Source organism: Amycolatopsis thermoflava N1165 (assembly GCF_000473265.1).
Lineage (GTDB): Bacteria > Actinomycetota > Actinomycetes > Mycobacteriales > Pseudonocardiaceae > Amycolatopsis_E > Amycolatopsis_E thermoflava.
Genome location: NZ_KI421511.1, coordinates 7,467,125 through 7,488,038, shown reverse-complemented (window position 1 = coordinate 7,488,038; position 20,914 = coordinate 7,467,125). Strand labels below are relative to the sequence as shown.

19 protein-coding genes and 1 pseudogene are annotated in these 20,914 nt (G+C 72.2%); 11 read left to right on the top strand and 9 right to left on the bottom strand.

The window, feature by feature from the left end:
- Positions 1–42: 42 nt before the first annotated feature.
- Positions 43–1,008 (bottom strand): MBL fold metallo-hydrolase, encoded by a 966-nt coding sequence (locus tag AMYTH_RS0137135; protein WP_027934468.1) that lies wholly within the window; start codon positions 1,006–1,008, stop codon positions 43–45.
- Between the two features lie 83 nt (positions 1,009–1,091).
- On the opposite strand from AMYTH_RS0137135, the gene AMYTH_RS0137130 reads away from it, so the two are divergent.
- On the top strand, positions 1,092–2,048 hold the full coding sequence (locus AMYTH_RS0137130) for a LysR family transcriptional regulator (protein ID WP_027934467.1): 957 nt from the start codon (positions 1,092–1,094) through the stop codon (positions 2,046–2,048).
- On the opposite strand, the gene AMYTH_RS46390 is transcribed toward AMYTH_RS0137130, so the two are convergent.
- Positions 2,000–2,908, bottom strand: a complete 909-nt coding sequence (locus AMYTH_RS46390; RefSeq protein WP_037322973.1) for a serine hydrolase — start codon at positions 2,906–2,908, stop codon at positions 2,000–2,002. The genes AMYTH_RS0137130 and AMYTH_RS46390 overlap by 49 nt on opposite strands.
- Positions 2,905–3,978 (bottom strand): Glu/Leu/Phe/Val family dehydrogenase, encoded by a 1,074-nt coding sequence (locus tag AMYTH_RS0137120; RefSeq protein WP_027934466.1) that lies wholly within the window; start codon positions 3,976–3,978, stop codon positions 2,905–2,907. The genes AMYTH_RS46390 and AMYTH_RS0137120 overlap by 4 nt, the downstream gene beginning before the upstream one ends.
- A 154-nt stretch (positions 3,979–4,132) precedes the next feature.
- On the opposite strand from AMYTH_RS0137120, the gene AMYTH_RS0137115 reads away from it, so the two are divergent.
- Both AMYTH_RS0137115 and AMYTH_RS0137110 read left to right on the top strand, forming a co-directional pair.
- Positions 4,133–4,849: an alpha/beta fold hydrolase gene (locus AMYTH_RS0137115; RefSeq protein ID WP_027934465.1), complete on the top strand. Its 717-nt coding sequence runs from the start codon at positions 4,133–4,135 to the stop codon at positions 4,847–4,849.
- Between the two features lie 42 nt (positions 4,850–4,891).
- Positions 4,892–5,119: pseudogene (locus AMYTH_RS0137110) on the top strand (alpha/beta fold hydrolase); the annotation flags it as partial.
- A 93-nt stretch (positions 5,120–5,212) separates the two neighbouring features.
- On the opposite strand, the gene AMYTH_RS0137105 reads toward AMYTH_RS0137110, so the two are convergent.
- Complete coding sequence (locus AMYTH_RS0137105; RefSeq protein ID WP_027934463.1) at positions 5,213–5,962, bottom strand: tryptophan 2,3-dioxygenase; 750 nt, start codon at positions 5,960–5,962, stop codon at positions 5,213–5,215.
- Entirely contained in the window at positions 5,959–7,311 is a 1,353-nt protein-coding gene (locus AMYTH_RS0137100) for a TrpB-like pyridoxal phosphate-dependent enzyme (protein WP_027934462.1), read from the bottom strand. Before AMYTH_RS0137100 ends, AMYTH_RS0137105 begins: the two co-directional genes overlap by 4 nt.
- Positions 7,312–7,364: 53 nt before the next feature.
- Between AMYTH_RS0137100 and mtnA the strand changes: the two genes are divergently transcribed.
- The 3 genes from mtnA (at position 7,365) to AMYTH_RS0137085 (ending at position 11,675) form a co-directional block, all read left to right on the top strand.
- The gene (gene mtnA, locus AMYTH_RS0137095; RefSeq protein ID WP_037322971.1) at positions 7,365–8,348 is read left to right on the top strand and encodes an S-methyl-5-thioribose-1-phosphate isomerase; all 984 of its coding nucleotides are present in this window, start codon (positions 7,365–7,367) and stop codon (positions 8,346–8,348) included.
- 95 nt (positions 8,349–8,443) lie between these two features.
- On the top strand, positions 8,444–10,360 hold the full coding sequence (locus AMYTH_RS0137090; RefSeq protein WP_027934460.1) for a S53 family peptidase: 1,917 nt from the start codon (positions 8,444–8,446) through the stop codon (positions 10,358–10,360).
- Positions 10,361–10,745: 385 nt separating this feature from the next.
- Positions 10,746–11,675, top strand: a complete 930-nt coding sequence (locus AMYTH_RS0137085) for a phosphotransferase family protein (protein ID WP_027934459.1) — start codon at positions 10,746–10,748, stop codon at positions 11,673–11,675.
- A 285-nt stretch (positions 11,676–11,960) separates the two neighbouring features.
- On the opposite strand, the gene AMYTH_RS0137080 is transcribed toward AMYTH_RS0137085, so the two are convergent.
- Together AMYTH_RS0137080 and AMYTH_RS0137075 are read right to left on the bottom strand one after the other, a co-directional pair.
- Positions 11,961–12,581, bottom strand: a complete 621-nt coding sequence (locus AMYTH_RS0137080) for a response regulator (RefSeq protein WP_020421741.1) — start codon at positions 12,579–12,581, stop codon at positions 11,961–11,963.
- Positions 12,578–13,765 carry a GAF domain-containing sensor histidine kinase gene (locus tag AMYTH_RS0137075; RefSeq protein WP_378335457.1) on the bottom strand — a complete coding sequence of 396 codons (1,188 nt, stop codon included), beginning with the start codon at positions 13,763–13,765 and terminating at the stop codon, positions 12,578–12,580. Before AMYTH_RS0137075 ends, AMYTH_RS0137080 begins: the two co-directional genes overlap by 4 nt.
- Before the next feature lie 158 nt (positions 13,766–13,923).
- On the opposite strand from AMYTH_RS0137075, the gene AMYTH_RS0137070 reads away from it, so the two are divergent.
- Genes AMYTH_RS0137070 through AMYTH_RS0137050 form a run of 5 tightly spaced genes read left to right on the top strand, consistent with a single transcriptional unit; the run spans position 13,924 to position 18,752 of the window.
- Positions 13,924–14,712: an ABC transporter ATP-binding protein gene (locus AMYTH_RS0137070; protein ID WP_027934458.1), complete on the top strand. Its 789-nt coding sequence runs from the start codon at positions 13,924–13,926 to the stop codon at positions 14,710–14,712.
- On the top strand, positions 14,709–15,479 hold the full coding sequence (locus tag AMYTH_RS0137065; protein ID WP_037322969.1) for an ABC transporter ATP-binding protein: 771 nt from the start codon (positions 14,709–14,711) through the stop codon (positions 15,477–15,479). Before AMYTH_RS0137070 ends, AMYTH_RS0137065 begins: the two co-directional genes overlap by 4 nt.
- Positions 15,480–16,358 carry a branched-chain amino acid ABC transporter permease gene (locus AMYTH_RS0137060; protein WP_027934456.1) on the top strand — a complete coding sequence of 293 codons (879 nt, stop codon included), beginning with the start codon at positions 15,480–15,482 and terminating at the stop codon, positions 16,356–16,358.
- On the top strand, positions 16,351–17,505 hold the full coding sequence (locus AMYTH_RS0137055; protein WP_027934455.1) for a branched-chain amino acid ABC transporter permease: 1,155 nt from the start codon (positions 16,351–16,353) through the stop codon (positions 17,503–17,505). The genes AMYTH_RS0137060 and AMYTH_RS0137055 overlap by 8 nt, the downstream gene beginning before the upstream one ends.
- A complete protein-coding gene (locus AMYTH_RS0137050) occupies positions 17,502–18,752 on the top strand; it encodes an ABC transporter substrate-binding protein (RefSeq protein WP_017984363.1) in 1,251 nt (416 codons plus the stop codon). The genes AMYTH_RS0137055 and AMYTH_RS0137050 overlap by 4 nt, the downstream gene beginning before the upstream one ends.
- A 39-nt stretch (positions 18,753–18,791) precedes the next feature.
- Here the strand turns inward: AMYTH_RS0137050 and AMYTH_RS0137045 are convergent, their stop codons facing one another.
- Together AMYTH_RS0137045 and AMYTH_RS0137040 are read right to left on the bottom strand one after the other, a co-directional pair.
- Positions 18,792–20,108, bottom strand: coding sequence for an FtsX-like permease family protein (locus AMYTH_RS0137045; protein WP_228685121.1), 1,317 nt, complete (start codon positions 20,106–20,108; stop codon positions 18,792–18,794).
- Between the two features lie 4 nt (positions 20,109–20,112).
- Positions 20,113–20,871, bottom strand: a complete 759-nt coding sequence (locus AMYTH_RS0137040) for an ABC transporter ATP-binding protein (RefSeq protein ID WP_027934453.1) — start codon at positions 20,869–20,871, stop codon at positions 20,113–20,115.
- Between the last annotated feature and the right edge of the window lie 43 nt (positions 20,872–20,914).

Sequence of the window (20,914 nt, the reverse complement as noted above, 5' to 3'; positions counted from 1 at the left end):
GGACGGCGTGGGTGCCCGCGCCGGCACCCACGCCACCCCGGGTCAGAGCGTGAAGGTCCGCAGGTGGTCGAGCACGACGAACCGCGAGGCCGGGGACGTCGCCGCCACCGCGGACCGCAGCGCGTCCAGGCCGCCCCAGTCGCGCGCCGGTTCGGTCAGCGGGTGGTCGAAGTCGTCCCAGTGCGTGGGGATCACGTAGGGCGGTTGCCCGAGCACGCGCAGCAGGCGGCCGACGTAGTCGGCGATCTTGCCGCCGCCGGCGGGAAGCAGCACCACATCGGGGCGCAGACCGGCCAGTTCCGACTCGACGTAGTTCGATCCGCCGAAGTCGATCACGCTGCCGCCCCGGGCGGAGGTCACGTGGTACGCGAGCGTTCCACCCTCCACAAGGTCCTGAATATATTTCGGTTTGGGCAGGTTGCCGAGTCCGAGGCCCGGCCGCGTCCCCGGGAACGGCACCGCCGCCCGCGCCCCGGCGGCCGAGTGCAGCGAGCGCAGGATGCGGATCGTGTAGCCGTCGAAGGTGAGGAACTCGCCGCCGCTCGCGACCGCGAGCTGGTCCTCGGGGGCGCCGAGCGCGGCCATCAGGTTCAGGTGCGTTTCCGTCCCGTACACGGTCGCCCCGGTTTTCCGCGCCAGGTAAGGGACATCGGTCAGGTGGTCGTAGTGGCCGTGGGTCACCAGGATGTGGTCGGCCCGCAGCTCGCCGCTGTCCACGTAGCGGTCGATGAGGACGGTGTCCACCGACAGCCGGGTCTTCGGGTCCGCCCCCGCGGGCGAGTAGGTGCCGGTGTGGAAGCGGGTCAGCCACGGGTCGATCAGGACCGTCTTCGTGGTCTTGCCGTCGGCACTGGGCATCCGGATCTCCCAGCTGTTGTTGCCCCACCAGCGCAACGTGAGTCCCCCACCGGTCGCGGCACGGGCGGCCGCGGGCGCCACGCCGGCGAGGACGGCGGCGGCCCCCAGGCCCGCCCCGAACACCCCGCGCCTGCTCAGTCGATCAGTCATGGCGCCAGCCCAGCACGGAACTGGTACGGCTGTCCAAGACCAGTCCTGGCCTGCCGTGATACGCCCCCGGATATCGTCACAGCGTGGACCCCCTGCGCGCGTTGCGCTACTTCGTCGCGGTCGCCGAAGAACTCCACTTCGGACGCGCCGCGGAGCGGCTCGGCATCGCCCAGCCGCCCCTGAGCCAGCGCATCCGCAGGCTCGAAACCGACCTCGGCGCGCGGCTGTTCGAACGCGACAGCCGTCGCGTCGAGCTGACCGAGGCCGGGCAGATCCTGCTCACCGAATCACGGGACCTGCTGGCCCGGTGGGAGCGGATGCGCACGCTGGTCGGGAAGGCGCACCGCGGCGAGATCGACGCGCTGCGGGTCGGCGTGCCGCCGGAACTGGCCGGGCGGGTGCTGGCCGACCTGCTGACCGAGTTCGGTCGCGCGTGCCCGGACGTGCGGCTGGACCTGCAGGAGCTGACGACGACCGAGCAGGTGCGGCTGCTGGCCGACCGCGAGCTGGACGCCGGCCTGCTGCAGCACCCGGTGGACGTCTCGGGGCTGGAGCTGGGTCCGGCGGTGCAGACGCCGCTGGGGGTCGTCCTGCCGCGGGATTCGCCGCTGGCGGCCCGGTCCGAGCTGGCGCTGGGCGACCTGGCCGGGCACGGGCTGGTGCTGTTCCCGCGGGCCGCCGCGCCCGGGCTGTACGACGCGACGCTGCGCACGTGCTGGGAGCAGGGGTTCCGCCCGTCGCACGTGCGGCACGCGCGGAACCCGGAGTTCGTGCTGGGGCTCGTGTTGTCCGGGCAGGGCGTGGCGTTCGACCAGGGTCTGGTGGCGCGCAAGGAGCCGCGCGTGGTGTGGCGGCCGCTGGCGGCGGGATCGCTGTCGTGGCGGATGTCGGTCGCCTGGCCCGCGGTGAACCCGCACCCGGAGGCCGCGCGGCTGGCGGAGGTCGTCGCGGACGTGCTGGCGCGCGACGGGGTGACCACGCTCGCGCCGGTTCAGGACCCGGTGCAGCGGCCGTGGAGCGTGGTGTTCGGGCGGTCGTGAACGATCTCCTCGATCGCGGCCTTCGCGGCCTCGCCGATGGCGTGGTCGACGTCCGGCAGGCGCGATTCGAGCGTCGGCGCCTTCGTGAACACCGCGACGGCGTAGCGCTGGCCCCCGGGGTACTCGGCGACGCCGATCTCGTTGCGCACCGCGAGCAGGGAGCCGGTCTTGCCCCACACCCGGACCTGGGGCGGGAACGCGGCGGTGAGGCGGTGCCAGTTGACCTGCTGGCCCATCAGCTGCCGGACCCAGTGGCACGCCTCCGGCGGGCCCGCGGTGTCGCCGGCGATCGCGGCGAGCAGCGTGGTCATGTCGCGCGGGGTGCTCGCCGAGGTCCGGAGCGGGTCGAGTGCGCGGGTGGCGAAGACCTCCTCGGCGGACAGGGCCGGGAAGCGGCGGGCGAAATCGGCGGCGTCGCGGGCGCCGATGTCCTCGGCCATGGTGGCGACGACGTCCCGCGGCGAACCGATCACCCGGGTGTCCGCCAGCCCCAACTCGCGCAGCAGTGAGCGCACGTTGTCCAGGCCGACGCGGTCGAAGAGCAGGTCGGCAGCGGTGTTGTCGCTGACCGAGAGCGCGAAGAACGCCGCGTCCCGCAGGCTCATCTCGACGTCGTCGGCGCAGCCCGCGGTGCCGGTGCCGCCGAGCCGGTCGGCCGCGGTGACCCGCAGGCGGTCGGCCGGGTCGAGCTGACCGGCGGCGACCTGTCGGGCCAGTTCGAGGACGAGCGGAACCTTGACGACGGAGGCGAGCACGACCGGCTCGTCCGGGTGGTGACCGGTTTCGCCGTCGCAGTCGAGGCAGCGGGCGTGCAGCCAACCCCGCACGCCCGCCGCTTCGAAGATCTTCCCTGGTGTCACACGGTAAGGATGGACCGCAGCCTGCCGACCTCCGACATGCGGCGCTCCGCGAGGCGGTCGGCGGCCGTCGCCGGCGGCACGCCCTCGGCCTTGGCCAGCTCGAACACCGCCTTCGTCGTCTCGAAGATGCCTGCCGCCTTGCGCTTGGCCCGCTCGAAGTCGAAGCCGTGCAGCTCGTCGCTCACCTGGATCACCCCGCCCGCGTTGACCAGGTAGTCCGGCGCGTACAGCACGCCCCGGTCCTCCAGCGACTTCTCGATCCCGGGGTGGGCGAGCTGGTTGTTCGCGGCGCCGCACACGATCTCGGCGCCCAGCTCGGGCACCGTGGTGTCGTTGAGCGCGCCACCGAGCGCGCACGGCGCGAACACGTCGAGCGGCATCCGCAGCAGCGTGGCGTTGTCCTCGACGACCTCGACCGCCGGGTGGGCGGCCTTCACGCGCTCGACCGCCGCCTGCGACACGTCGGTGACCGACACGCGGGCGCCGGCCTCGACGAGGTGCCCGACGAGGATGTGCCCGACCTTGCCGACGCCGGAGACACCGACGTGCCGCCCGGCCAGGTCGGCGCTGCCCCACCGGAACTCGGCGGCGGCGCGCATGCCCTGGAACACGCCGAACGCGGTCAGCACCGAGGAGTCGCCCGCGCCGCCGTCGTCGCGGGAGCGGCCGGTCACGAAGCGGGTTTCGCGGGCGATGACGTCCATGTCGGCGACGTAGGTGCCCACGTCGCAGGCGGTGTAGTACCGCCCGCCGAGCGACTGGACGAACCGGCCGTAGGCACGCAGCAGCGCCTCGGTCTTGGTGGTCGCCGGGTCGCCGATGATGACGGCCTTGCCACCGCCGAGGTCGAGCCCGGCGAGGGCGTTCTTGTAGGCCATGCCCTTGGACAGCGCGAGGACGTCGTCGAGCGCGTCGCTTTCGCGGCTGTAGGGGTAGAAGCGCGTGCCGCCGAGGGCGGGGCCGAGCGCGGTCGAGTAGACGGCGATGATCGCCTTCAGGCCGGTCGCCTGGTCCTGGCAGAACACGACCTGTTCGTGACCGCTTTCGCGGCCGAACACTCCATCCGTCACGGTGGTGACTCCTCATCTGCGACCCGTCCGGCGACGTTCGTGGCGCCGCGGAGGGGTACCGGTTGTGGGTGGAGCTCCCGGGAAGGTCGTTCCCGTCGGCTCCTGAGGAGAAACTTAGCGTTCTTCGGGCGAAAAGCCATGGGAAGATCGGACGATGCACGTGCGCACCGGTGGTCCGGACGGACCAACCCTGCTCGCCCTGCACGGCCTCGGCGCGACCGGGGCGGTGTGGAACGACCTGGTCGAGCGGTGGCCGGGCCGCTGGATCGTGCCCGACCTGCCCGGCCACGGCCGGTCGGAACCGCTCCCCCGGTATTCGTTCGGGGCGCTGGCCGCCGCGGTGGCCGAGGTCGTGCCGCCCGGCACGACGGTCGCGGTGCTCGGGCACTCCCTCGGCGGGGTGGTGGCCCTCACCCTGGCGAGCGGTTGGTTCGGGGTGCGGGTGAGCGGGGCTTGCGGACTCGGCATGAAGGTGCGCTGGAGCGACGAGGAGCTGGCGCGGGCCGCAGACCAGGCCACGCGCCCGGCGAAGGTGTTCGGCTCCCGCGAGGAGGCCGCCGCGCGCTGGCTGAAGGTGTCCGGCCTGCACGGCCTGGTGCCCGCCGACTCGCCGATCGTGGACAGCGGGCTGGTCGAGGGGTGGCGGCTGGCGCTGGACCAGGCCGCGTTCGGGGTGGGTGCCCCGGACCTGGACGGCTTGCTGGCCGCCGCGCGGGCGCCGGTGATCCTCGCGGCGGGTGAGCACGACCCGATGTGCCCGGCCGAGCACCTGCCGGACGGCGCGGTGATCCTGCCCGGGCTGGGGCACAACGCGCACGTCGAGGACCCGGCGGCCCTGGACCCGCTGCTCGCGCGCCTGCGCGACGCTTGACCGCGACAGGTCGGCACGCACCGCCCACAGGCCCGGGAACAGCGGCCGGCGCTGGACCAGGCCGCGTTCGGGGTGGGTGCCCCGGACCTGGACGGACTGCTGGCCACGGCGCGGGCGCCGGTGATCCTCGCGGCGGGTGAGCACGACCCGATGTGCCGGGCCGAGCACCTGCCGGACGGCGCGGTGATCCTGCCCGGGCTGGGGCACAACGCGCACGTCGAGGACCCCGCCGCGCTGGACCCGCTGCTGTCGCGTCTACGCGGCGCTTGACTGCCCTGTACCGGCAACTCGCCACGCCGAACAGCCAACCCGCCGCGCCCGGCGAGTTCCCCGGTGCCGCGCCGGGCTGGTCGTTCGCGGCGGCTACAGGTCGGCGCGCACCGCCCACAGGTCCGGGAACAGCGGCTGGAAGAGCGTCCCCCGCAGGTACTTCGCGCCCGACGAGCCGCCCGTGCCCGCCTTGTCGCCGATCGTGCGTTCCACCATCTTCACGTGCCGGTACCGCCACTCCTGCACGCCCTCGTCCAGGTCGACCAGGTGCTCGGCCACCGTCGCCGGGCCGCCGTCGTCCGTGTAGACCCCCAGCAGCAACTTCCGGCGGTCGCCGTTGACGTCGTAGCCGTGCACGGATAGGAACGTCAGGAACGAGTCGTACAGCGACGGGCGCGCCATCGCCGCCGCGATCCGCTCCCGCGCCGGGCTGTCCTCGGGATAGTGCGCGACCATCCCCGGGTCGCGACGGCCCAGCACCGCCTCCAGCTCCCGGAACTGCGCCGACTGGAACCCGCTCGCCGCGTCCAGCCGGGTGCGGAAACTGGTGAACTGGCTCGGCGTCATCGTCTCCAGCACGTCGATCTGCGCGACCACGACCTTGAGGATCGTCAGCACCCGCCGCAGGGTGCGGATCGCGTGCGCGGTGTCGCCGGCCTCGAGCCTGGCCTGCAGGTGCGCCAGCTCGTGCAGCATCTGCTTGAACCACAGCTCGTACACCTGGTGGATCACGATGAACAGCAGCTCGTCGTGTTCCTCCGATCGCGGGTGCTGCGCGGCCAGCAGGTCGTCCAGCGCCAGGTACGACGTGTAGGTCAGGGACGCGTGCTCGCCGGAGGTCACGGCAGGCCCGCCAGCGAGTCGGCGAGCGCGGACTCGGGCAGCTCGTTGTCGGTCATCTGCCCGGACAGGAACGCGGCGTAGGCGGGCAGGTCGAGGTGTGCGTGCCCGCACAACGCGGTCAGGATCGCCTTCTCCTCCCCGGTCTCCGTGCAGCGCTGGGCCTCGGCGATGCACGCCGCCAGCGCGTGCGTCGGCTCCGGCGCGGGGATGATGCCCTCGCTGCGCGCGAACCGCACCCCGGCCGCGAAGCACTCCTGCTGCCCGACCGCGAGCGCCTCGATCAGGCCCAGCTCGTAGATGTGCGACAGCAGCGGCGACATCCCGTGGTAGCGCAGGCCACCGGCGTGGATCGGGTCCGGGATGAAGTCGTGGCCCAGCGTGTGCATCTTCAGCAGCGGCGTCAGCCCGGCGGTGTCGCCGAAGTCGTAGGCGTAGCGGCCGCGGGTCAGCGACGGGCACGCGGCCGGCTCGACCGCCCGGATCACCGGGTCGATCCGCCCGGCCAGCTTCTCCCGCAGGAACGGGAACGCCAGCCCGCCGAAGTTGGACCCGCCGCCGGTGCAGCCGACGATCACGTCCGGCGTGTCCCCGGCCTGCGCGAACTGCAGCAGAGCCTCCTCGCCGATCACGGTCTGGTGCAGCAGGACGTGGTTGAGCACGCTGCCCAAGGCGTACCGGGTGTCCGGGTCGGCGGCCGCCTGCTCGACGGCCTCGCTGATCGCGATGCCAAGGCTGCCGGTCGAGTCCGGGTCGGACTCCAGCACGGCGCGCCCGGCCGCGGTCTCCTTCGACGGGCTCGGGTGCACCGTGGCGCCGAAGGTCTCCATCATGATCTTGCGGTAGGGCTTCTGGTCGTAGGAGGCCCGCACCTGCCAGACCTCGCACTCCAGCCCGAAGGTCGCCGACGCGAACGCCAGCGCGCTGCCCCACTGCCCGGCGCCGGTCTCGGTGGTCAGCCGCCGGATGCCCTCCGCCGCGTTGTAGAACGCCTGCGGCACGGCGGTGTTCGGTTTGTGCGAGCCGACCGGGCTGACGCCTTCGTACTTGTAGTAGATGCGGGCCGGCGTGCCGAGCGCCTTCTCCAGGCGCCGCGCCCGGTACAGCGGCGAGGGCCGCCACAGCCGGTAGACGTCCAGCACCTCGCCGGGGATGTCGACAAAGCGATCTTGAGTGACCTCCTGGGCGATGATCGCCTGCGGGAACAGCGGCGCGAGGTCCTCCGGCCCGACCGGCTCCCGCGTGCCGGGGTGCAGCGGCGGTGGCGGCGGCTCGGGCAGGTCGGGGATCACGTTGTACCAGGTCGTGGGCAGGTCCGACTCGTCGAGCAGGTACTTCGTGCGACCGGTCATCGGATGCACCTCCCTCGTGGCGGCTCCCCCAGCTTGGCTCGCGATGGCGTTCAATGGAAGACGTGCGCAGGACCATCGACTGGGTGAACGGTGCCGTCGAGATCATCGACCAGGTAGCCCTGCCGGGCGAGTACCGGACGGTGCGGCTGACCACCGTGGACGAGCTGATCGACGCGATCCGCAGGCTGGCCGTGCGCGGCGCGCCCGCCCTCGGCGGCGCCGGGGCGCTGGGCACCGCGCTGGCGGCCTTCGCCCACGACGACCCGGCGGCGGTGCGCGCGGACGCGGAGCGGCTGGCCGGCGCCCGTCCCACCGCGGTCAACCTGAGCTGGGGCGTGTCCCGCGCGCTGGCCCGGCTCGGCGACGGTCCCGACGCCGTCCTCGCCGAGGCGCTCGCCCTGCTCGACGAGGACGAGCGGCTCAACCGGGAGGCCTCCGCCCGCGCCGCCGAGCTCATCCTGGAGAAGTGCCCGCGCCGCCCGTTGCGCCTGCTCACGCACTGCAACGCCGGACGGCTGGCGACTGTCGGCTGGGGTACCGCGCTCGGCGTGGTGTGGCACCTGCAGGCCGCCGGGCACCTGGAGTACGTGCTCGCCGACGAAACCCGCCCGCTGCTGCAGGGCGCGCGGCTGACGGCGTGGGAACTCGCCGAGGCTGGCGTGCCGCACCGGGTGCTGCCGGACGCCGCGGCGGCCGCCGCGATGGCGCGCGGGATGGTCGACTGCGTCGTGGTGGGCGCGGACCGGATCGCGGTCAACGGCGATGTGGCGAACAAGATCGGCACCTACGGCCTGGCGATCGCCGCCGCGCGGCACGGGCTGCCGTTCGTCGTCGTCGCGCCGTCGTCCACAGTGGACCAGGACCTGGCATCGGGTGAATCCATCGTCATCGAAGAACGGTCGCCGGAGGAAATCACCACCATTTCCGGCATTCCGGTCGCACCGCCCGGGACGAACGTCTTCAACCCGGCGTTCGACGTGACTCCGGCGGAGCTGATCACCGCCGTGGTAACCGAAAAGGGCCCGATGGCACCCTGAATTCCGTTTGCCGGATTCCCTACTTTATTCGGTAACCTGGTAACGAATTCGTGGACGCGCTGGCTTTTCCCGGGCGCGGTTCTAATGTCTGCGCAATGCGAAGAGCATTGACTGTTGTCGCGTCGCTGGCGCTGGCGGGTGGTGTGCTCGTGCCGGGCACCGCCGCCGCCCAGGGGCGCGCGGTGATCCCGCTGTCCCACCCGCTGTGGGCGACCCCGCAGGCCAAGGTCGCCGACTCCGCCCCGTCCACGAAGCTCAGCTTCCGGGTGTACCTGACCATGCGCGACCAGGCCGGCGCGGACGCCACCGCCCGCGCCGTGTCCGACCCGTCCAGCCCGTCGTTCCGCCGGTACCTGACGCCGGACCAGGTGCGCGACCGGTTCGCCGCGACCGACGCGACGCTCGGCGCGGTGCGGAACTGGTTGTCCGGCAGCGGGTTCAGCGTCGGCGACGTCCCCGCCAACCGGGCCTACGTCGAGGCGACCGGCACCACCGGCCAGGTCGAGCAGGCGTTCGGCGTGGACCTGGCGCGCTACCGCGTGGACGGGCAGGTGCTGCGGGCCGCGGACCGCGAACTGTCGGTGCCGGCCGCGCTGGCCGGGGACGTGCTCGGCGTGATCGGCGTCGACCAGGCCGGCGCGCTGATGAAGCCGGACACCACGGACGGATCGCCCGCGGACGTGCCGCCGTCGGACGGTTTCCGCAACGCGCCGCCGTGCAGCGCCTACTACGGCGAGAAGATCGACACCACGGACCCGGCGTACCAGGGGCAGCAGCGGCCGTACGCGCCGTGCGGCTACACGCCCGCGCAGCTGCGGTCGGCCTACGGGCTGGACGGGGTGCGGGCGGACGGCAGCGGCACCACCGTGGCCATTGTGGACGCTTTCGCCTCGCCCACGCTGTACGCCGACGCCGCCGAGTACGCCAGGCGGAACGATCCGGCGCACCCGCTGCGGCGGTCCCAGTTCGCGGAGAAGGTCTTCCCCGCCAACGTCGACCAGGAGCCGCCGGACCAGTGCGACGCGGCAGGCTGGTACGGCGAGCAGACGCTGGACGTCGAGGCCGTGCACGCGATGGCGCCCGGTGCGAAGATCCTGTACGTCGGCGGGTCCGACTGCCAGGACGCCTCGCTCGACGAGGCCCTGAACTGGATCGTCGCCGGGCACGAGGCCGACATCATCTCCAACTCCTACGGCGACGCGGGCGAGGACATCCCGGCCGCCGAGGTGCGGGTGTGGACGCAGATCGCGCAGCAGGCGGCGTTGGAGGGCATCGGCGTCTACTTCTCCTCCGGCGACAACGGTGACGAGGCGGCGCGGCTGGGCAGCCCGTCGGCGGACTTCCCGGCGTCGGACGCGTGGGTGACCGCGGTCGGCGGGACGAGCCTCGCGGTCGGCAAGGACGGCCGGACGTTGTTCGAAACCGGTTGGGAGACCGGCAAGAGCACCCTGACCGGCGGGACGTACGGCCCCGCCGCGTACACGTCCGGTTCCGGCGGCGGCACCAGCGTGCTGTTCGACGAGCCGTTCTACCAGCGGGGTGTCGTGCCGGACGCGCTCGCGGCGCAGAACCAGCACGGCAAGGCGAAGGGCCGCGTGGTGCCCGACATCTCCGCGGTGGGCGACCCGAACACCGGTTTCCTGGTCGGGCAGACGCAGACCTTCCCCGACGGCGTGTACTACGACCAGTACCGGATCGGCGGCACCAGCCTGTCGTCGCCGCTGCTGGCCGGGATCATGGCGGTGTCGGACAGCCTGACCGGGTTCCACCACGGATTCGTCAACCCGGTGATCTACCGGGCGGGCGGCACGCCGGCGATCAAGGACGTGCGCCACGTGGACGGCGCGGTGATGCGGGTCGACTACGCCAACTCGGTGGACGCGAGCGGCGGCCTGATCACCTCGGCGCGTGAACTGGACTGGCCGGGCCTGACCATCCACACGACGCCCGGGTACGACAACGTGACCGGGCTGGGCGTGCCGAACGGCCTGGCGTTCCTGGTCCTGCCCTAGCGGCGCCCGCGGCGGCCACCGAAAACCGGTGGCCGCCGCGGTTATCTTCGCTGCGTGGGACTACCAAGGGCGGAGACCGAAGAGCAGTTCGAGGCACTGAGCCCCCAGGACCTGGCCACCGGCGCCGAAGCGCTGACCCAGTAGCTCGGGCCGCGCGGCAAGCCCTAGCCATACCCATGCCGACCACCGAAAACCGGTGGCCGCCGCGGATATCTTCGCTGCGTGGGACTACCAACGGCGGTGACCGAAGAGCAGTTCGAGGCACTGAACCCCCAGGACCGGGCCACCGGCGCCGCTGACCCAGTAGCTCGGGCCGCCCGGCAAGCCCTAGCCGCACACGTGGCGGCCACCGAAAACCGGTGGCCGCCGCGGATATCTTCGCTGCGTGGGACTACCAACGGCTGAGACCGAAGAGCAGTTCGAGGCACTGAACCCCCAGGACCTGGCCACCGGAGTCGAGGCGCTGGCCCGGCGGCTCGGGCTGCGCGGTGACGTGAGCCGGTTCGTCACGGGTTCGCTGCCGGTCTACGCGTGTGGCGACGAGCTGGTCCTCAAGCTGTACCCGCCCGTCTACCCTGCCGACTTCGCCACCGAGAGCCGGGTGCTGCGGGTGGTCGACGGCCGCTTGCCGGTCGCGACGCCGCGCGTCCTGGACGCCGGCGAGGTGGACGGTTGGCGGTACCTGCTGATGACCCGCCTGCCCGGCGTGCCGCTCGGCGAGGTGCCGGCCGCCGAGCAGATCCGGCTGGCGCCCGCGCTCGGCGAAGCCCTAGCGGCGCTGCACGACCTGGACGCGCCGGATCTGGGTCCGTCCAGCTGGGCCGGGTTCGTCACCGAGCAGGCGGCGTCGGCGGTGACGCGGCAACCGGCGCTCGACGACGTGTGGGCCCGGCAGATACCGTCCTTTCTGGACTCGGTCGTCCTGGGATCGCCGTCGCCGGTGCTGCTGCACACCGAGGTGATGGCCGAGCACGTGCTGGCCGTCCCCGACGGCAGCGGGTGGCGGCTGTCCGGGTTGTTCGACTTCGAGCCCGCCATGCGCGGTGCGCCCGAGTACGAGTTCGCCGCGATCGGGATCTTCGTGACCCGCGGCTCGCCCGAGTACCTGCGTGCCCTCCTGGACGGGTACGGGCTCGCCCCGGACGACGAGTTCCCCGCACGCTGCCTCGCCTACCTGCTGCTGCACCGCTACTCGAACCTCGCCTCCTACTTCAAGCACCTCCCGGCACCGGCGGAGCCGACGCTGGAGGCGCTGGCTCACACCTGGTGGCCGGTCAGCGGTGCGCCTCCAATAACCGGTGCGACAACCCACTGAACTCGGCCGCATGCGTCACCGGCGGGGTGTGCGCCACGCCGTCGAGGACCTCGACCGGCTTGGCGGCCGGCAGCGCGGCGGCGAGGGCGGCCCCGGCCTCCGGCGGGATCGGCAGGTCCGTGGTCGAAACAGGTCAACCCGCGGAAGTCCGGGCGGACCGGCTGCCGGCGCACCCGCCCGCGCAGCACGCCAGTCTCCGGGAAGCGCCGCAGCTCGACGATCCCGCCCCGCGACGTCGTCAAGTTCTACCGCCGCCTCACCGGCACCACCCCGCGCGCCACCTGACTACAGCAGCCCGGCCTCGGACGCCTTCCCGATCGCCTCGACACGGTTGCGCGCCCCCAGCTTGTGCAGCGCGGACTGCAGGTACGTCTTCACCGTGTTCCGCGTCAGCCCGGTCGTCTCCGCGATCTCCGGGTTCGTCTGGCCCTGCGCGGCCAGCCGCAGAACCTCGTACTCCCGCCGGGTCAGGCCGCTGCGCGCCAGCGCGTCCGAGCGCGACGAGTGGTCCGGCATGATCCGCGGGTCGACCACGCGCTCCCCGCGCAGCACCCGCCGCAGCGCGGACACCAGATCGGTGCCCGCCACGTCCTTCAGCAGGCATCCGTTGGCACCCGCGTCGAGCGCGGCCAGCAGCCCCTGGTGGTCGCCGTGCGCGGTGAACACCACGATGCGCCCCGCGGGGTGCACCTGGCGCAGCCCGGCGATCACCTCCGGCGCCAGCATGTCCGGCAGCCGCAGGTCGAGCAGGATCAGGTCGGGCCGCAGCTCGCCGACCCGCAGCAACGCGACCCGCCCGGACTCCGCGCTGCCGATCAGCTTCAGCGACGGCTCGGCCCGCAGCAGCAGGGTGACCCCGTCGCGGACCACGGGGTGGTCGTCGACCACCAGCACCGTGGCCGTCATGGCACTTCGGGCACCCAGGCCCGCAGCGTGCAGCCGCCGTCCTCGTCGCGGACCAGGCTCACCCGCCCGCCCAGCCGCGCGGCCCGCTCCGCCAGCGAGCGCAGGCCCATCCCGGTGCCGGGCGAATCCTCGGCGTCCTCGCCGGTGCCGTCGTCGGCGACCACGACCTGCACACCGCCCCCGCTCGGCCCGAGGCTCACCACGACCGAGCAGGCACGCGCGTGCTTCTCGACGTTGAGCAGCCCCTCCCGCACCGCGCACACCAGCAGTGCCGTGCGCTCGGCGTCCAGTGGCCGCACGGGCGCGAGCTGCACGAACCGGGCAGGCAGCCCGCAGCGCGCCTCGAACGAGCGGCAGTGCTCGGCCAGCTCGACCGGCAGCGCCCGTTCCGGTGTGGACTCCGACAGCGACAGCAACGACTCCCGCAGCGCCCGCGACGCCGCCGACACGTCGCCTTCCAGGCGGCACAACCGGCCCTCCAGCACCGGGTCGCCCGCCACGTCCTGGTGCAGGTTCCGCACCTGCACGCCGATCGAGAACAGCAGCGCCCCGACCGAATCGTGCAGCGCGCTCTGCATCCGGCGTCGCTCGGCGGAGATCGCGTCTGCGCGGTCGGACTCGGCGACTCCGGCCAGTTTGAGCGCGAACGCGGCCTGGTCGGCGATGCCCTCCAGCCGCCGCACCGCGTCGTCGCCGAAGTCGGCGGGCTCGCGCATCGCGGCGTAGGCGATGGCCAGCGTCTCCGGTTTGCCGCGCACCCGGCTGATGATCGGGACGGTCAGCAACGCGGCGAGCCCCTCGCCCGCGACCTGCGCGTCGAACTGGTGCGTGATCGTCGGCGCCCGCAGGTAGTCCGACACCTTCACCGGTTTGCCGGACGCCAGTACCCGGCCGCCGACGCCCTGGCCGGTGGGCACCACGAGGTTCTGGATCGCGTCGGTCCGGTTGCCCGCCATCCACCGGATGACGGCGGTGCCGGGCCGCTCCAGCTCACCCACGAACGCGGCGTGCACGCCCAGTGACTCCCGGATGAGGTGCGCGGTGCCCTGCAGGGCTATCACCCGGTCGAGGGTCCCGAGCAGACCTTCGCGCTCGCGCAGCAGTTCGTCGAGCACGTTGCTGTGCTCGACGGCACGATCCGCGGCGACGCGCTGCTCTGCGGTCACGCGCCAACGATCGCACATCGGATCCGATCCGGACATCCCCTCCTGGAGAGGGCACGGTTGGGCAAAAGTCCGGCATACCTCTCCAAGTGGGGGTGTCGGACCGGCGAGGGCCGATCAAGGATTGCCGCCACCGAGAGTGACGCCCGTCACGCGATCGGAGGAGGTGTGCGCCCCCGGTGTTGAACGTCCGAGACCTGCACGTCCGCTACGGCCGTTCGGTCGCCGCACTCCACGGCGTCGACCTGGCGGTACCCGACGACGGGGTCCTCGCCGTACTGGGCAGCAACGGCGCGGGCAAGTCCACGCTGCTCCGGACGATCTCCGGCACGCTCAAGCTGCACCGCGGCGTCGTCACGCGCGGTGAGGTCCGGCTGGGCGAAACGCGGATCGACCGGCTCGACCCGGCGGCCATCGTCCGCCTCGGCGTGGTCGGCGTACCGGAGGGCCGCCAGATCTTCACCCGCATGTCCGTCGACGAGAACCTGCGCGCCGGTGGCATCGCCGTCTCGCCGGAGCGGCGGACCAAGGCCCGCAAACGCGTGCACGAGCTGTTTCCCGTGCTGGGCGAGCGTGCCCGGCAGCGCGCCGGGCTGCTCTCCGGCGGCGAGCAGCAGATGCTCGCGATCGGGCGGGCGCTGATGTCCACGCCGCAGGTGCTGCTGCTCGACGAGCCGTCGCTCGGCCTGGCGCCCAAGGTGGTCGACCAGATCAGCGGCATCATCCGCGAGATCCACGCCCAGGGCACCTCGGTCGTGCTGGTCGAGCAGAACGCGGTGATGGCGCTGAACGTCGCCGACCACGCCGTGGTGCTGGAGGTCGGCACCGTCGCGCTCGCCGGACGCTCCGACGAGCTGTCCCGCAGCGAGGACGTCCAGCGCCTGTACCTGGGCGGGCACGCGGACACCCAGGTCGCGGAGGCGGCCGCCGAGCCGCGCAAGCACTTCCTGTCGAGGTGGGGCGGATGATCCCGGAACTGCGCGTCGAGCACCTCACGCTCCGCTTCGGCGGGCTGACCGCGCTGGACGACGTCTCCTTCACCGTGGCGCCCGGTTCGCTGCACGCCCTCATCGGGCCCAACGGCGCCGGGAAGTCCAGCTGCTTCAACGTGATCAGCGGCCTCTACCGCGCCAGCGAGGGCCGCGTGCTGCTCGGCGACAAGGAGCTGACCGGCATGCGGCCGCACAAGATGGCGAAGCTCGGCATCGGCCGCGCCTTCCAGAACGCGGCGCTCTCGCCGGGCTCGACCGTGCTGGACAACGTGATGCTCGGCAGGCACGCCCTCACCCGCGGCGGGTTCCTGGAGTGCGCCCTGCGCGCGCCGTGGACGGTGCGGGCCGAGCGCAAGCACACCGAACGGGCCAAGGAGATCTGCGACTTCCTCGGCATCGGCAGGCTGCTGCACACGCCGGTCGCCGCGCTGCCCTACGGCGAGGTCAAGCGCGTGGACATCGCCCGCGCGCTGGCCGTGGAACCGGTGCTGCTCCTGCTGGACGAGCCGGCCGCGGGGATGAACGCGGCGGAGACCGCCGACCTGGCGGCCACGATCCACGACGTGCGTGACGAGCTGGGCATCTCGATCCTGCTGGTCGAGCACGACATGGGCCTGGTGATGGGCATCGCGGACCGGGTCACGGTGCTCGACTTCGGCCGCTGCATCGCCGACGGCCCGCCTGCCGAGGTGCAGCGGAACCCGGAAGTGATCAAGGCGTACCTGGGAACGGAGGCCGCGTAGATGGAGACGTTCCTGCAACTGGTGGTGAACGGCCTCGGCAAGGGCGCGGTGTACGCGCTCCTCGCGCTGGGGTTCGTGATCATCTTCAAGGCCACCGAGGTGATCAACTTCGCGCACGGCTCGCTGGTGCTGTTCGGCGGCTACCTGGTCGTGGTGACCAGGGAGTCGCTGGGCTGGGTCGGCGCCTCGCTGGTCGGCATCGCCGGCGCCGGCCTGCTCGCGGTGGTCATCGAGCGGCTCCTGCTGTCCCGCTCGAAGCTGGCCGATCCGCACAGCCTGGCGCTGCTCACGATCGGCGTGGACGTGATCGTCGTCGAGGAGCTCGTGCGGCGCCTCGGCGTCGGCATCCCGTTCCTCGGCGAGGCGTGGGACGCGAAACCGATCCAGGTCGGCGGCATCACGTTGTTCCGCACGCACCTCGTCGCGATGCTCGTCGCCGCGGTCCTGATCACCGCGTTCTACCTCGCGTTCAAGTTCTCCAACTGGGGCGTCGCGATGCGGGCCCAGGCGGAGAACCGGGAGGCGGCCGCGCTGATGGGCATCCGCAGTCGCGGGGTCACCATGACGGCCTGGCTGGTCGCCGGCCTGCTCGCCGGGGTCGCCGTGCTGTTCCTGGCCACGCAGGACTTCTCCGGCGCGGGCCTGTCCCGCGGCACGCACGCGATCGCGCTGGCCGCGTTCCCCGCCGCCATCCTCGGCGGGCTGGACTCGACGGTGGGCGCCGTCGTGGGCGGGCTGGTGGTCGGCCTGGTCGAGGCGCTGTCCGCGCAGTACATCTCGTTCGACTTCTCCAAGAGCGCGGTGTTCCTGGTGATGCTGCTGGTCCTGGTGATCCGGCCGTCCGGGCTGTTCGGAACGAGGGAGATCACCCGTGTCTGAACTCGCGACGCGGGCGACGGTCACCTCGGCGTCCGCGAAGGCCCCGGCGAAGCCCGTGCGCTGGCTGCGGCTGGCGGCGTGGCTGGCGTTGCTCGCCCTGCTGCTGGTGCTGCCGCTGTACCTCGGCTCGGAGTGGCTCAAGGCGGGCCAGTGGATGATGACCGGCGCGGTCGGCTCGATCGGGCTGACCATGCTGGTGGGCCAGGCCGGTCAGTTGTCGCTGGCGCACGCGTTCTTCCTGCTCATGGGTGGCACCACCTACACCGTGCTGGCCAGCGGCACCGAGGACGGCCGGGTCATCGGCTTCGAGCTGAACCCGCTGTTCTCGATGGTCGCGGCGATCGTCGTGACCGCCCTGCTCGGCTTGGCGTTCGCGCCGGTGTCCGGACGGCTGCGCGGCATCTACCTCGGGGTAGCGTCGCTGTCGCTGGTGTTCATCGGGCTCTACTTCGGGCAGTCGGCGGACCGGCTGACCGGCGGCACGTCCACCGGCCGCACCCCGGCGCCGTTCGAGCTGTTCGGGATCACCTTCGACAACTCCGGCGGGCTCGTGGTGCTCGGCGTGCCGTTCCGGCAGGCCGAGAAGATGTGGTACCTCTACCTGGCCCTGACGGTGATCGCGTTCGTGCTGGCACGCGGCGCGGTGAACAGCCGGGTCGGCCGGTCCTGGCGCGCGGTGCGCGACCACGAAGCCTCCGCGGCCGCGATGGGTGTCAGCGTCGCCCGCGCGAAGGCCGGCGCGTTCGCCGTGTCCTCCGCCTACGCCGGGCTGGCCGGCGTGATGACCGTGCTGTGGTTCGACATCCTCAAGCCGGACGAGAACGAGTTCGGCACCTACGGGATCAACGTCTCCATCGCCTACCTGGCGATGGTCATCATCGGCGGCCTCGGCTCGATCGGGGGCGCGCTGGTCGGCGCGCTCATCGTGTTCGGCCTGCCGCAGGTGTTGTCGCTCTACTCGACGCAGCTGGGGATCTTCACCGGGAGCGGCGAGGGCGCGTTCACCCCGATCCTCGTCAGCACCTTCGTCTACGGCGCCGCGATCATCCTCGTCGTGCTCTTCGAGCCGGGCGGGCTCGCGGCGATCGGGCGCCGGATCACCGGCGGCCTGCACAGGGAACGGAAGAAGGAAGGAACGTCCCGATGAAGCGACGGCTTTCCCTGGTCCTCGCGGCGATGCTGGTCATCGCCGCGTGCGGCACCAAGGCGGGCGATCAGGGATCGTCCGGTTCGGACGCCTCCGGCGTCAAGACCGATCTCGGCGTCACCGCCAACGAGCTCACCCTCGGCGTCATGACCGACATGACGGGCCCGTTCAAGAACCTCTCGATCGGCATCACGCACGGCAACCAGTTGTGGGTCAACGACTTCAACGCGGCGGGCGGTGTGTGCGGGCGGCAGGTCAAACTGGAGGTCGTCGACCACGCCTACAAGGCCGACACCGCGAAGACCCTGTACCCGCAGCTGGAGCCGAAGGTGCTCGGCTTCGTGCAGGTCGTCGGGTCGCCGATCATGGCGGCGCTGAAGCAGAACATCAAGTCCGACAAGGTGACCACGACCCCGGCGTCCTGGTCGTCGGAGCTGCTGGACAACCCGTACGTGATGATCGTCGGCACCACCTACGACGTCGAGATGATCGACGGCATGTCCTACCTGCAGGAACAGGGCATGATCAAGGACGGCGACACGGTCGGGCACATCTACATCGACGGCGAGTACGGCGCGAACGGCCTGCGCGGCTCCCGCTACTACGCGCAGAAGCACGGCTTGAACCTGCGCGAGGTCAAGATCACCTCGTCGGACAACGACCTGACCAACATCGTCACCGGCCTGCGTGGCGAGGGCGTCAAGGCGATCATGCTGACCACCACGCCCGCGCAGACCGGTTCGGTGGCCGCGGCGAACAAGGCGCTCGGGCTGAACGTGCCGCTGCTGGGCAACAACCCGACGTTCGACCCGGTGCTGCTGAACAGCCCCGCCGCGAACGCGCTGGACCGGCTGTACGTCGTCGCGAGCAGCGTGCCGGTGGCCGCGGACGTGCCCAAGGCGAAGGAAGTGCTGTCGAAGTACAAGGCCGCGAAGTTCCCGGAGCCGCCGAACGCCGGTGTCCCGTACGGCTACGCGGTGGCCGAGGTGTGGGGTTCGGTGCTGAAGAAGGCCTGCGACAACAAGGACCTGACCCGCGACGGCATCCTCACCGCGCTGCAGCAGACGACCTCGGCCGACACCGGTGATCTGGTCGCGGCGCTGGACTTCTCGAAGCCCGGTGCGCCGCCGACCCGCGAGGTCTACGTGGCGCAGCCCGACGCGAGCGTCGAGGGCGGCATCAAGTACGTGAAGCCGCTGTTCGAGGCCCCGGACGCCAAGGATTACGTGGCGCCGCACCAGAAGTGAGCGCGCCTGGTGGCCCGCCCCCGTCGGCGGGCCACCAGGTCAGTGCACCGCGGCCGTGCGGACCACGCGGTTGCCCGCGACCGTGGTGACCCCAAGCGCGATCACCGCGCCGAGCACGATGCTCAGCAGGTACGGCCCGGCGGCGAACGCGGCCGCCGGGCTGCCGGTCTTGACGACGGCGAACGGGATGACGCACACCAGCGCGCCGATCCCGGCCGCGATCACGCTGACGAGCGTCGCGGCGACGATCTCGCGCAGCAGCATCCCGCGGGTCTGCCCGGAGGTCGACCCGATCAGCGACATGGTCGTGAACTCCTCCTGCCGCCTGCCCAGCGCCGCCACCAGGTTGTTGGTCAGCGCGATCGCCATGAACACCGCGATCAGGACCACCACCAGGTAGTTGATCGACGCCAGGACCTGCGCGGTGCTGCCCTCGGCCGAGTGCCGGTTCTCGATGCCCTGCATGCTGAGCGTCCCGGCGGACACACCGACGAGCAGCGTCAGGAAGGTGACCGCGGGCCGCACCCGTTCCGGCGCCGCGGACAGGTTCACGGCCGCCAGGTGCCCGGCCGCGCCGCTGGGCGAGGCGACCTTCAGGACCCGGTTCACCAGGACGACCAGTTCCGGCGCCAGCACCGCGAGCCCGATCGCGACGAGCACGGTGGCGGGACCGGTCATCGCGGTGGTCGCGATGTCGTCCGCATCCATGGCGAGGACGGCCGAGGACGACCCGATCCCCGCGACCAGCAGCACGGCCGCGAGGACGCGGCGCGGCGACCGGCGGGACCGCTTGCGCACCGCCGGTGCGGGCCCGTCCACCGGACTCCGCCCGGCGATCTTGCGGCTGCCGATCCACGCCGCCGCGATGCTCGCGAGCAGCACGACGACGACCCCGGCGACCGGCAGCGCCAGGCCCGGCGAGTAGGCCGAGGATTCGGCGATGAGCCCCGACGACCGGACCGCGGCCAGCACGATCCAGCCGAGCAGGTAACCCAGCAGCAGACCGGGCAGCGCGGCGACCGCCGAGACCGCGAGCGTCTCCGCCGAGACCATGACCTGGATCTGCCGTGGCGTCGCCCCGATCAGGCGCAGCCCGCCGATCTCCCCGGCGCGGCCGCCGAGCGTCACGCCGATCGTGGACACCATCGCGAAGACGACGATCGCCACCACCCAGCCGCCCATGATCATCGGGAACTGGGTCAGGAACGACCGGTCCGCCTCGGCCGTGCCGTCCGCGAGCCCGGTGGCGAGCAGGGTGGTCATCGTCGACACCAGCGCCATCCCGATCAGCGCGATCAAGCCGGTGGCGATCGCCGCGCCGCGGTGGTGGCGGAACAGCCGCAGGGCGAGGCTCACCACGTCAGTTCACCCCCATCGCGGCGGCCCGCTCGGCCGACTCGACCAGGGTCGCCATGCGGTTGGCGACCGCGGCCGCCGCCGGGCGGGCCATCTGGTCGACGATCAGGCCGTCGGCCAGGAACAGCACCCGGTCCGAAAAGGACGCCGCGACCGGGTCGTGCGTCACCATGATGATCGTCTGGCCCTGGTCGGCGAGCCCGCGCAGCAGGCTCAGGACCTCGCGGGCGCTGCGGATGTCCAGCGCGCCCGTCGGCTCGTCGGCGAAGACGACCTCGGGGTCGGTGATCAGGGCCCGCGCCACCGCGACGCGCTGCTTCTGACCGCCGGAGAGCTGGTCCGGCCGGTGGCCGCCGCGGTTGCCCAGCCCGACGCGCTCGAGCAGCGCGGCGGTCCGGCGCGGGTCGGGCTTGCGCCCATCCAGCCGCAGCGGCAGTTCGACGTTCTCCTTCGCGGTCAGCGCCGGCAGCAGGTTGAACGCCTGGAACACGAAGCCGACGCGCCGCCGGCGCAGCTCGGCCAGCTTGGTCTCGTCGAGCCCGGCGAGGCTCACGCCGTCGAGCTCGGCCGTGCCCGCGGTCGGCGTCCGCAGCCCGGCCGCGCAGTGCAGCAACGTGGTCTTGCCCGAGCCCGACGGGCCCATGATCGCCGTGAACGAGCCCCTCGGCACGTCCAGGTCGATGCCGCGCAGCGCGTCGACCGGCCCCGCTTCCCCTTCGAATCTGCAGCGCAAGCCCCGGATGCGCACAGCAGGAGTCCCCATGTCAGATCCCTTCCTCAACCCTTGAACGTTCGTTTTAAACGAA